This is a genomic window from Streptomyces sp. FH025 (assembly GCF_017427025.1).
Taxonomy (GTDB): Bacteria; Actinomycetota; Actinomycetes; order Streptomycetales; family Streptomycetaceae; genus Kitasatospora.
This window is the reverse complement of sequence record NZ_JAFLNG010000221.1, coordinates 1-10,747: the sequence shown is the minus strand read 5'-3', so window position 1 is coordinate 10,747 and position 10,747 is coordinate 1. Positions and strand designations below refer to the sequence as shown.

Below are 10,747 nucleotides of genomic sequence, written 5' to 3'. Positions count from 1 at the left end.
CCCACCATCCGGGACGCTGAACTCCCCGAGCATTGCCCCGACCCACCGGTGTGGAGGCCGGCGATGACAGCCATGTTCGACCAGGAGCTGCGCGAGCAGCTCGCCCAGGCCCGCCTGGACCTCGCGGCCGCCCGGGCCGAAGGGGACGCCGACGGCGTCCAGGCGTACGAGGGCCGGATCGCCTCGCTCCTCCGGCTCGCCGCCCAGCACGGCATCGACCTCCCGCACAGCCTCGATGAGGAGGAGCACAACGAGTAGGCCTGCCCCGAGGAGATCCGGGAGGACAGGTCCTCGAACGCCGAGGAGGCGGCCCCCGTCCAGCACGGGTGCCGCCTCCCTCCGCACGCGGGTCACTCCCCGGCCGGCTCCAGGATCGCCACGCACTCGAAGTGGTGCGTCATCGGGAACAGGTCGAAGGCCCGCAGCGACACCGGCCGGTAGCCGCCCTCGCGGAAGAACTTCAGGTCCCGGGCGAGCGCCGCCGGGTCGCAGGCCACGTACGCGATCCGGCGTGCCTCCAGGCCGACCAGGTGCGCGACGGTCTCCCGTCCGGCGCCGGAGCGCGGCGGGTCCAGCACGATCAGGTCGGTGGCGGTGATGCCGGTGCGCGGCAGCAGCGTCTCCACCCGGTCGCACTCGATCCGCACGTTGTCCAGCGCGGCCAGGTTGTGCCGGGCGTCGACCACGGCCTGCTTGGCGGACTCGATGCCGAGCACCGCGCCCTCCTCGCCGACCCGGTCGGCCAGCGCGCCCGCGAACAGGCCGACGCCGCAGTACAGGTCGAGCGCGTTCTCGCCCCACTGCGGGTCCAGGCCGTCCAGCACCGCGTCGACCAGGGTGTCCGGCGCCTCCGGGTGGATCTGCCAGAAACCGCCGTTGCTGATCCGCCAGGTCCGTCCGGCCGCCCGCTCGCGCACGAAGGTGCGCCCGTGCACCCGGTGCACGTCGCCCTGGTCGTCCACCCGGGCGATCGACACCGGCTTGTCCAGCTCGACCAGCGGCAGCTGGGCGCCGGGCCGCGGGGTCAGCACCACCTGGCGGTCCGAGGAGCCGGTCGCGGCGACCGCCTCGACCGTGGCCACGCCCGGCCAGTCCCGGCCCTCGATGCCCAGCTCGGTGACGCCCTCGGCGGCGATCAGACAGCGGTCGATCACCTGCACCTCGTGCGAGCGGTGCTTGCGCAGGCCGACCTTCCCGGTCTCCGCGTCCACCGCGTACTGCACCCGGGTGCGCCAGGCCGGCACCTGCCCGGCCGGCAGCTTGCCGCCGACCGGCTCGACGCTGCCGTCCCAGCCCGCCTCGGCCGGGGTCAGCCCGGCCAGCTTCTCCAGCTGCTCGGTCAGCACCGCCGCCTTGAGCTTGCGCTGCCCGCCCGGAGTCACGTGCTGCCAGTCGCAGCCGCCGCACTTGCCGGGCCCGGCGAACGGGCACGGCGCCTCGATCCGCTCCTTGGCGGCCTCCAGCACCTCCACCGCGTCCGCGCGCAGGAACCGCGAGGTGGTGGTGCCCTCCGTCACCAGCGCGACCACCTTCTCGCCGGGCAGCGCGTGCCGGACGAACAGCACCCGCCCCTCGTGCCGGGCCACGCAGTGCCCGCCGCCGTGCGCGACCGGGCCGACCTCGACCTCGTACCGCTCCCCGACCAGCGGGTCCCCCGACGGCGTCTCGGGCCGCTGCGCCCGCGCGGGAGCCGTGCGCAGCGCCTTCGGCGGCCGGACGGCCTGCTTGCGCGGCGCCTTCCGGGCACCGGCGGCGCCGCCCTTCTCGGCGCGAGCGGGCTTCTCGGTACGGGCACCCTTCTCGGCGCGAGCGCCCTTCTCGGCCCGGGCGGGCTTCTCGGCAGGGGAATCCGCACGGGGCTCGCCCGGCACGACCGGCGCCGTGCGCGCCGTCAGCCCGTCGCGGTCGGTGGCCTCCGGACGGGCCGGCCGGCCCCAGCGCGGCCGGGCGACCTGCCCGGGCTGGGCGCCGCCCCGACGGGCGCCCTTGCCCTTGCCGGAGGCGCCGGAGGAGCCCGAGGAGCGGGGCGGAGTGTTGCGCGTCACTGGGAGGATCCCTTGCTGCGGTCGGAGGTGGCACCGGCGGTCGTCGCACCGGTGGAGTCGGAATCCTTCGACTTTACGGCCTTCGGCGCCCTCGGCTCGCCACGGCGGACGGCTCCCGGCGGCGACCAGGCCTTCTGCGGCTTCCGCCGCTCCGAGGACTCCAGCTGCCAGGGCACCGAGGTGACCATCACGCCGGGCTTGAACAGCAGCCGCCCCTTGAGCCGCAGCGCGCTCTGGTTGTGCAGCAGGTGCTCGTACCAGTGGCCGACCACGTACTCCGGGATGTAGACCGAGACCACGTCGCGCGGACTGCTGCGGCGCAGGTTCTTCACGTAGTCCAGGACCGGCCCGGTGATCTCGCGGTACGGCGAGTCCAGCACCTTCAGCGGCACCTCGATGCCCCGCTCGTCCCACTCCTCGCGCAGCGCCACCGTGTCCGCCGGGTCGACGTTGACGGTGACCGCCTCCAGGGTGTGGGCGCGGGCCAGCCTGGCGTACGCGAGGGCGCGCAGGGCCGGCTTGTGCAGCTTGGAGACCAGCACGATGGCGTGCACCCGGGTGGGCAGCACCACGTCGTCCGGTTCCTCGGCGGCGGTGAGCTCGTCGGAGACCCGGTCGTAGTGGCGGCGGATCCCCTTCATCATCACGAACAGCACGGCCATCGCGGCGATCGCGATCCAGGCGTGGCTGATCTTGGTGACCAGGACGACGATCAGCACGGCCATGGTCATCACCAGGCCGAACGCGTTGATCGCCCGGCTGCGCTGCATGTGGCGGCGCTTGGCCGGGTCCGTCTCGGTGCGCAGCAGCCGGGTCCAGTGGCGGATCATGCCGGACTGGCTCATGTTGAAGGCGACGAAGACGCCGACGATGTAGAGCTGGATCAGCCGGTTCGGGTCCGCGTTGAAGGCGAACACCAGCAGGACCGCGGCGATCGCCAGCAGGATGATGCCGTTGGAGAAGGCGAGCCGGTCGCCGCGGGTGTGCAGCTGGCGGGGCAGGTAGCGGTCCTGGGCCAGGATCGAGCCGAGCACCGGGAAGCCGTTGAAGGCGGTGTTGGCGGCCAGCACCAGGATCAGGCCGGTGACGGCGGCGACGAAGTAGAAGCCGGGCGTGAAGTTGCTGAAGACGGCCTCGCTGATCTGGGCCAGCGCGGTCTTCTGGTGGTAGTCGGGCGAGGCACCGACCAACTGCTCGGTCGGGTTCTCGGCCATCTGCACGCCGGTCAGGCGGGCCAGCCAGATGATGCCCATGAACATCACCACGGCGATGCTCGCCATCATCAGCAGCGTGGTGGCCGCGTTCTTGCTCTTCGGCTTGCGGAAGGCCGGCACGCCGTTGGAGATCGCCTCCACACCGGTGAGCGCGGCGCAGCCCGAGGAGAAGGACCTGAGCAGCAGGAACACCAGCGCGAACCCGGTCAGCGAATCGTTGCCGGGGGTGGCGGCGAGGTGGAAGCCGGAGCTCTCGGCCGGCATGTCCTGCCCGAGCGCGAAGTGCCGGAAGAAGCCGTAGCCGACCATCCCGATCACGCCGATCATGAAGGCGTACGTGGGCACCGCGAAGGCGGAGCCGGACTCCCGCACCCCGCGCAGGTTCATGCCCATCAGCAGCACGATCACGATCACCGACAGGGTCAACTCGTGCCCGCGCAGCGCCGGTACGGCCGAGACCACGTTGGCCACGCCCGAGGTGGTGGACACGGCGACGGTCAGCACGTAGTCGACCATCAGGGCGCTCGCGACCACCAGACCGGCGGCCGGCCCGTGGTTGACGGTCGCCACCTCGTAGTCGCCGCCACCGCTGGGGTAGGCGTGCACGTTCTGCCGGTACGAGGCGACCACGGCGAGCATCACGATCGCGACGACGACGCCGATCTGCCAGGAGAAGTGGATCGCCGAGGCGCCCGCGATGGAGAGCGTGAGCAGGATCTCCTCGGGGGCGTACGCGACCGAGGAGAGCGCGTCCGAGGCGAATACGGGCAACGCGATCCGCTTGGGGAGAAGCGTTTCCCCCAGCTTGTCGCTGCGTAGGGCGCGCCCGATCAGGATGCGTTTCGGAAGGTCAGTCGGCATAGGCACGTTAAGGAATCGTAGGGGTATCCCGGGCGGGCTTGCGCCGTTTATCCCCCCCTTCGTCGCGACTGCGTTCGGTGGACCGGCTAGCGTGTCGGATACGAGTCGGCGGGCAACACTCTGGTTGTCGAGCGGAGTCCGGCCGACACCCCACGGGAACGCTCGCCCCGGAACAGCCGGGCGGAATGGGAGATGAACGGTGTTTGCGCAGGTCAAGACCCCTTCAGGACGGGTGAGGTAGCGCCGGTGCACATCGTCATCATGGGCTGCGGCCGCGTGGGCTCGGCCCTCGCGAGAGCCCTGGAGAAACAGGGTCACTCGGTCGCCGTGGTCGACCAGGACCCGACCGCCTTCCGTCGGCTCGGCGCCGGCTTCAACGGGCGCCGGGTGACCGGGGTCGGCTTCGACCAGGACACCCTGCGCGAGGCGGGCATCGAGGAGGCCGGCGCCTTCGCCGCCGTCTCCAGCGGTGACAACTCCAACATCATCGCCGCCCGGGTCGCCCGGGAGACCTTCGGCGTCGAGAACGTCGCCGCCCGGATCTACGACCCCCGCCGCGCCGAGGTCTACCAGCGCCTGGGCATCCCGACCGTGGCGACGGTCCGCTGGACCGCCGACCAGATGCTGCGCCGGCTGCTGCCGAGCGGCGCCGAGCCGCTGTGGCAGGACCCGAGCGGCGGCGTGCAGCTGGCCGAGGTCGCGTACGCCCCGAGCTGGGTCGGCCAGCGGGTCAGCAAGCTGGAGGAGGCCTCCGGCGCCCGGGTGGCGTTCGTCACCCGGCTCGGCGAGGGAGTGCTCCCCTCGCCGCAGATGGTGGTGCAGGAGGGCGACCTGGTGCACGTGATGCTGCGCCGGGCCGACCTGACGGCCGTCGAGGCCGCGTTCGCGCAGGGGCCGAAGGAGGAGGGTCACTGATGCGGGTCGCCATTGCCGGTGCCGGAGCCGTGGGCCGCTCGATCGCGGGCGAGCTGCTGGAGAACGGCCACGAGGTCCTGCTGATCGACAAGAACCCCAACTCCATCTCGGTGGAGCGGGTGCCCCTGGCGGAGTGGCTGCTGGCCGACGCCTGTGAGATCACCTCGCTGGACGAGGCCGCGTTGCAGCGCTGCCACGTGGTGATCGCCGCGACCGGTGACGACAAGGTCAACCTGGTCGTCTCGCTGCTCGCCAAGACCGAGTACGCGGTGCCCCGGGTGGTCGCCCGGGTGAACAACCCGAAGAACGAGTGGCTCTTCAACGAGTCCTGGGGCGTGGACGTGGCCGTGTCCACCCCGCGCCTGATGTCCGCGCTGGTCGAGGAGGCGGTCAGCGTCGGCGACCTGGTCCGCCTGATGCGCTTCAGCCAGGGCAACGCCAACCTGGTCGAGCTGACCCTGGCCGCCGACACCGAGCTGGTCGGCACCCGGGTGGGCGACGTGGCCTGGCCGCAGGACACCGCGCTGGTGACCATCATCCGCGAGGGCCGGGTGCTGGTGCCGGGCAAGGACGACACCCTGGAGGGCGGCGACGAGCTGCTCTTCGTCGCGGCGCAGGAGCGCGAGGAGGAGCTGGAGCAGCTGCTGTCGGCCACCTCCGGCGCCCAGTAGGGACGGAACCCGCCCCCGTAGGGACGCAGCGCGTACGGCGGAGGGCCCGCACCCGGGTGGGTGCGGGCCCTCCGCCGTGACCGCTGCCGGGAGCGGCTACTTCGCCGGCTCCTCCTCGTCCAGCTCCGCCTTGATCGGCGGCGGCGCCTTCAGCAGGATCTGCCAGGTGACGTACATCGCCAGCAGCAGCGGCGGGATGCCGAGGGCGACCTTCAGCCAGCCGAGCAGGTTGACGTTGTGGGTGAAGTACAGCGGGAAGAGGATCAGCGGCTTGAGGCCCATGATCACCACCCAGGCCCAGGTCGCCTTGGTGTAGGCGGCGAAGCGGCCCGGGTTCTCCTTGCGCCAGGTGAACATCTCGCCGGTGATCGGACCGAGCATCAGGCCGATCATCGGCCAGCGCACCAGGGCGGAGACCGCGAGCCCGACGCAGTAGGCGACGTTCCAGAGCAGGCCGGGCAGGTAGAAGTCCTCGGCCTTGCCGCTCTTCATCGAGATCCAGGCGCCGAGGGCGACGCCGAACACCCCGCTGAAGGCGTGCTGGATGGTCTCCCGCTTCACCAGCCGGGCCACCACGAACAGCGCGCTCAGGCCGAGTGCGGCCCAGGCGGAGGCGCTGACCTGGTGGGTGATGTTGTAGGTGACGATGAAGACCAGGCCCGGCAGCGTCATGTCGATCATGCCGCGCACGCCGCCGAAGGCCTGCAGGACGGTGTCGGCGGCCTCCTTGGAGGCGGCCTGGCGGGCGGCCTCGGCGGCCGCCGGGTCGAGCGGCTGCTCGGCGGCGGGGGCCGGTACGGTGCCGTCGATCGCCCGCACCACGCTCTCCGTGGCCTCCTCGGCCGCAGCGGCCTTCCAGGTGGCCACGTCGGCGGTGTCCAGGTCGATCCGGGCGGCGGCGTCGCCGCCGGGGTGGTTGCTCACGCTCATTCGCTCCCGTGTCCGACCGGACGCAGCTCGTAGCGGGGGTTGAACAGCACGCGGCGCCCGCGTGCGTGGCTGATCCGGCCGCTGGCGACCAGCCGTCGGCCCGGCTCTATGCCCGCGATCGAGCGGCGACCGAGCCAGACCACGTCCAGCGCCTCGGTGCCGTCGAAGAGTTCGGCCTCCAGGGCCGGGACCCCGGCCCGCGGGCGGAGCGTCACCGTGCGCAGCGTGCCCGCGACGGTGACCAGCTCGCGGTCCGAGCAGCCGGCGATCGGCGTGCAGCCCGACTCCGCGGCGCTCTCCTGGCGCAGGTCCTCGGCGTCGAGCTCCTCCGCCGAGGAGGTCAGCCGGTTGAACATGCGGCGGAAACGCCCCTGCGGCTGGCCGCTGCTGTTGTCACCACTCATGTCGGCAGGGTACCGGTTTCCGGGCCCCCGGCGGCAGGCCGCGAAGCCACCGGAGGCGCTCGCGGTCAGCTCTCGAAGCGGTACCCCATGCCCGGTTCGGTGATGAAGTGGCGCGGGTGCGAGGGGTCGCGCTCCAGCTTGCGGCGCAGCTGGGCGAGGTAGACCCGCAGGTAGTTGGTCTCGGTGCGGTAGGCGGGGCCCCACACCTCCTGGAGCAGCTGGGTCTGGCTGACCAGCCGCCCGGCGTTGCGGACCAGCACCTCCAGCAGGTGCCATTCGGTGGGCGTGAGGCGTACGTCGGTGCCGTCCCGGTTGACCTTCTTGGCCGCGAGGTCGACGGTGAAGCTCTCGGTGACGACCAGCGAGTCGTCCTCCCCCGCCACCGGCTCGGCCCGCCGCACGGCGGCCCGCATCCGGGCGAGCAGCTCGTCCATGCCGAAGGGCTTGGTCACGTAGTCGTCGGCGCCGGCGTCCAGGGCCTCGACCTTCTCGTCCGAGGCGTGCCGGGCGGACAGCACGATGATCGGCACCCGGGTCCAGCCGCGCAGCCCGCGGATGACCTCGACGCCGTCCATGTCGGGCAGGCCCAGGTCGAGGACGACGACGTCGGGATGGCGGGCTGCCGCCAGCTCCAGCGCACTCGCGCCGTCGTGGGCCGCGTCGACCTCGTACTTGCGGGCCTTGAGGTTGATCACCAGCGCGCGGACGATCTGCGGTTCGTCGTCCACGACGAGGACCCGGGTCATTTACGGGCTCCGCCTTTCAGGGCTATCGGATCTTACGGACTGTGTGACTGGCTGTTGGTGCGACCTACGACTGGTACGACCTGCGGCTCCGGGCCGGAACCGGCCGGGCCGGTGCTCCCGCCGGGGGCCTAGGTGATCAGCTCCGAGAGCGGATCCTGGCCGTCGCCCGTTCGCTCGCCCGGTTCGGGCGGCCGCTCGGCGGCGGGCAGGCTGACCACCATGGTGAGACCGCCGCCGGGGGTGTCCTCGGCGGTGACGGTACCGTCCATCGCCTCGACGAAGCCTCGCGCCACCGCGAGCCCGAGGCCCACCCCGGCGCCGCGCGGCGCGTCCCCGTAGCGCTGGAACGGCGCGAAGATCCTCTCCTTGGCGTCCTCGGGCACGCCCGGGCCGCGGTCCACGATCCGCAGCTCGACCCGGCCCGGACCGCCCGGCTGCTGCAGCGCGTCCGCCTTGACCAGCACCTTGACGCCGTCCGGGCTGTACTTGACGGCGTTCTCGACCAGGTTCGCCAGCGAGCGCTCCAGCAGCCCGCCGTCGGCCCGGATCATCGGCAGCGTCTCCGGGACGTCCAGCCGCACCGACTCCAGCGGCACGCCGCCGAGCGCGAAGGGCACCACCTCGTCCAGGTCGGTCTCCTGGATCAGCGGGGTGACGGTGCCGGTCTGGAGCCGGCTCATGTCGAGCAGGTTGTTGATCAGGTGGTCCAGCCGGTCAGCCCCGGCCTCGATCCCGGCCAACAGCTCGGCCTCGTCTTCCGGATCCCACTGCACGTCGGCCGAGCGCAGCGAGCTCACCGACGCCTTGATGCCCGCCAGCGGGGTGCGCAGGTCGTGCGAGACGGCGGCGAGCAGTGCGGTGCGGATCCGGTTGCCCTCGGCCTCCCGGCGGGCCGCGGCCGCCTCCCGGGCCAGCCGGCGGCGCTCCAGCACCACGGCGGCCTGCGCGGCGAACGCCCCGAGCAGGCGCCGGTCCGCCCCGGGCAGCACCCGACCCCGCAGCACCAGCGCCAGGCTGTCGCCGACCGGGACGTCCACGTCGGCCTCCTCCGGACGCTCCGGCGGGTGCGGGCCGGCGGACGCGACCGCCACCCAGCCGGCGGTCGGCTCCGGGCGCTCCAGCAGCGCGGCGCTCTCCTGCCCGAAGGTCTCCCGGACCTGCTCCATCAGCGCGGTGAGCACCCCGTCCCCGTTCGGTGCGCCGCGCAGCACCGTCCCGGCCAGTGCGCTGAGCGTCTGCGCCTCGGTCTGGGCCCGGGCCGCCTGGTGGGTGCGCCGGGCCGCGAGGTCCACCACGGAGGCGACCGAGCAGCCGACGATGGTGAATATCGCCACCGCCATGATGTTCTGCGGCTCGTTGATGCTGAAGGTGTGCAGCGGCGGAGTGAAGTAGTAGTTCAGCACCGAGGAGCCGACCAGCGCCGAGCCGATCGACGGCAGCAGCCCGCCGACCAGTGCCGCGAGCACCGTCAGCGACAGGAACAGCAGCATGTCGGTGGACAGGCCCAGCCCGCCGATCGCGGTCAGCACGATCGCCAGCAGCGGCGGACCGGCCAGGCCGACCAGCCAGCCCGCGATCGTCCGGGTCCGGCCCAGATCGGTGATCCGGCGCACGGGTATCTTGTTCCGCCGCCCGTGCCCGGCGTGCTCGTGGGTGACCATGTGGACGTCGATGTCCCCGGCCTCCCGGGTCACCGTGGTGCCGACGCCCGGCCCGTACACGTACTGCCAGGCCGGCCTCCGGCTGGTGCCCAGCACGATCTGGGTCGCGTTCACGCCCCGGGCGAAGTCCAGCAGCCCGACGGCCGGGTCGTCGCCCAGCACCGCGTGGAAGGAGCCGCCCAGGCTCTCCACCAGCGCCCGCTGCTCGATCAGCCGCTGCGGAGAGCCGGTGCCGGCGAGACCGTCCGAGCGGGAGATGTGGACGGCCAGCAGCTCACCGCCGGACACCCGGGCCGCGATCCGGGCCGCCCGCCGGATCAGCGTCGCCCCCTCCGGACCGCCGGTCAGGCCGACCACGATCCGCTCGCGGGCCTGCCAGGTGCCCTCGATGCCCTGCTCGGCCCGGTACTTCTGGAGGTACTCGTCGACCCGGTCCGCGGTCCACAGCAGCGCCAGCTCGCGCAGCGCGGTCAGGTTGCCCGGTCGGAAGTAGTTGGCGAGTGCGGCGTCGATCTTCTCCGGCGCGTACACGTTGCCGTGCGCCAGCCGCCGCCGCAGCGCCTGCGGGGACATGTCCACCAGCTCGATCTGGTCCGCCCGGCGCACCACCTCGTCCGGGACGGTCTCGCGCTGGCGCACCCCGGTGATGCCCTCGACGGCGTCGCCCAGCGACTCCAGGTGTTGGACGTTGACGGTGGAGATGACGTCGATCCCGGCCGCCAGCAGCTCCTCGACGTCCTGCCAGCGCTTCTCGTTGCGGCAGCCCGGGATGTTGGTGTGCGCCAGCTCGTCCACCAGCGCCACCTGCGGGCGGCGTTCGAGGACTGCGTCCAGATCCATCTCGGAGAACCTGGCGCCCCGGTGCACCACCTGCTGCCGGAGCACGACCTCCAGCCCCGCGACCAGGTCGGCGGTCCGCTGCCGGCCGTGGTCCTCCACGAACGCCACCACGACGTCCGTCCCACGCTCCTGCCGCCGGTGCGCCTCGGCGAGCATGGCGTACGTCTTGCCGACCCCGGGGGCCGCCCCGAGGTAGATGCGCAGCCTGCCTCGTCCCATGAGCACCATTCTTGATCCGGCCCTGCCCGGGAGCTACCCCCGGACACCTGTTCCCCCTTCCCTTCGAGACTACGGTGCGAGCGGCGTTTTTCCGCTGATCAGTGCACCGATGAGCCGGTTTTAGCGGCATATTGACGGCATACCAGCCACTCGGCGGGGGTCACTCGGGAGGCATCGGGGCCGGCTTCCCGGAAATGCGAAGAGCCCTCATCCGGTTTCCCGGATGAGGGCTCTTCAGAAG

The 10,747-nt window shown here is 72.3% G+C and carries 9 protein-coding genes; 3 read left to right on the top strand and 6 right to left on the bottom strand.

The window, feature by feature from the left end:
- Positions 1-63: 63 nt before the first annotated feature.
- A complete protein-coding gene (locus tag J0670_RS17605; protein ID WP_207812555.1) occupies positions 64-258 on the top strand; it encodes a hypothetical protein in 195 nt (64 codons plus the stop codon).
- A 92-nt stretch (positions 259-350) separates the two neighbouring features.
- Here J0670_RS17605 and J0670_RS17600 read toward each other — a convergent pair whose 3' ends face one another.
- Both J0670_RS17600 and J0670_RS17595 read right to left on the bottom strand, forming a co-directional pair.
- Complete coding sequence (locus tag J0670_RS17600) at positions 351-1,700, bottom strand: class I SAM-dependent RNA methyltransferase (RefSeq protein ID WP_207812556.1); 1,350 nt, start codon at positions 1,698-1,700, stop codon at positions 351-353.
- A gap of 341 nt (positions 1,701-2,041) precedes the next feature.
- Complete coding sequence (locus J0670_RS17595) at positions 2,042-4,120, bottom strand: APC family permease (RefSeq protein ID WP_243437159.1); 2,079 nt, start codon at positions 4,118-4,120, stop codon at positions 2,042-2,044.
- Positions 4,121-4,366: 246 nt separating this feature from the next.
- Between J0670_RS17595 and J0670_RS17590 the strand changes: the two genes are divergently transcribed.
- On the top strand, positions 4,367-5,035 hold the full coding sequence (locus J0670_RS17590; protein WP_207812553.1) for a TrkA family potassium uptake protein: 669 nt from the start codon (positions 4,367-4,369) through the stop codon (positions 5,033-5,035).
- Positions 5,035-5,706 carry a TrkA family potassium uptake protein gene (locus tag J0670_RS17585; RefSeq protein WP_207812552.1) on the top strand — a complete coding sequence of 224 codons (672 nt, stop codon included), beginning with the start codon at positions 5,035-5,037 and terminating at the stop codon, positions 5,704-5,706. Before J0670_RS17590 ends, J0670_RS17585 begins: the two co-directional genes overlap by 1 nt.
- Positions 5,707-5,802: 96 nt before the next feature.
- Here the strand turns inward: J0670_RS17585 and J0670_RS17580 are convergent, their stop codons facing one another.
- The 4 genes from J0670_RS17580 to J0670_RS17565 all read right to left on the bottom strand — a co-directional run bounded on the left by J0670_RS17580 (position 5,803) and on the right by J0670_RS17565 (position 10,506).
- Positions 5,803-6,630, bottom strand: coding sequence for a DUF3159 domain-containing protein (locus tag J0670_RS17580; protein ID WP_307806565.1), 828 nt, complete (start codon positions 6,628-6,630; stop codon positions 5,803-5,805).
- A gap of 2 nt (positions 6,631-6,632) precedes the next feature.
- Positions 6,633-7,040, bottom strand: a complete 408-nt coding sequence (locus J0670_RS17575; protein ID WP_207812550.1) for an OB-fold nucleic acid binding domain-containing protein — start codon at positions 7,038-7,040, stop codon at positions 6,633-6,635.
- A 65-nt stretch (positions 7,041-7,105) separates the two neighbouring features.
- The gene (locus J0670_RS17570) at positions 7,106-7,786 is read right to left on the bottom strand and encodes a response regulator (protein ID WP_033351413.1); all 681 of its coding nucleotides are present in this window, start codon (positions 7,784-7,786) and stop codon (positions 7,106-7,108) included.
- 128 nt (positions 7,787-7,914) lie between these two features.
- Positions 7,915-10,506 carry a sensor histidine kinase KdpD gene (locus tag J0670_RS17565; protein ID WP_207812549.1) on the bottom strand — a complete coding sequence of 864 codons (2,592 nt, stop codon included), beginning with the start codon at positions 10,504-10,506 and terminating at the stop codon, positions 7,915-7,917.
- Between the last annotated feature and the right edge of the window lie 241 nt (positions 10,507-10,747).

What these genes read in the sequence shown, in the direction of transcription:
- J0670_RS17605 (WP_207812555.1), top strand. Translation starts at nt 64, where the DNA reads ATGACAGCCATGTTCGACCAGGAGCTGCGCGAGCAGCTCGCCCAGGCC.
- J0670_RS17595 (WP_243437159.1), bottom strand. Translation starts at nt 4,120, where the DNA reads ATGCCGACTGACCTTCCGAAACGCATCCTGATCGGGCGCGCCCTACGC.
- J0670_RS17585 (WP_207812552.1), top strand. Translation starts at nt 5,035, where the DNA reads ATGCGGGTCGCCATTGCCGGTGCCGGAGCCGTGGGCCGCTCGATCGCG.
- J0670_RS17575 (WP_207812550.1), bottom strand. Translation starts at nt 7,040, where the DNA reads ATGAGTGGTGACAACAGCAGCGGCCAGCCGCAGGGGCGTTTCCGCCGC.
- J0670_RS17570 (WP_033351413.1), bottom strand. Translation starts at nt 7,786, where the DNA reads ATGACCCGGGTCCTCGTCGTGGACGACGAACCGCAGATCGTCCGCGCG.
- J0670_RS17565 (WP_207812549.1), bottom strand. Translation starts at nt 10,506, where the DNA reads ATGGGACGAGGCAGGCTGCGCATCTACCTCGGGGCGGCCCCCGGGGTC.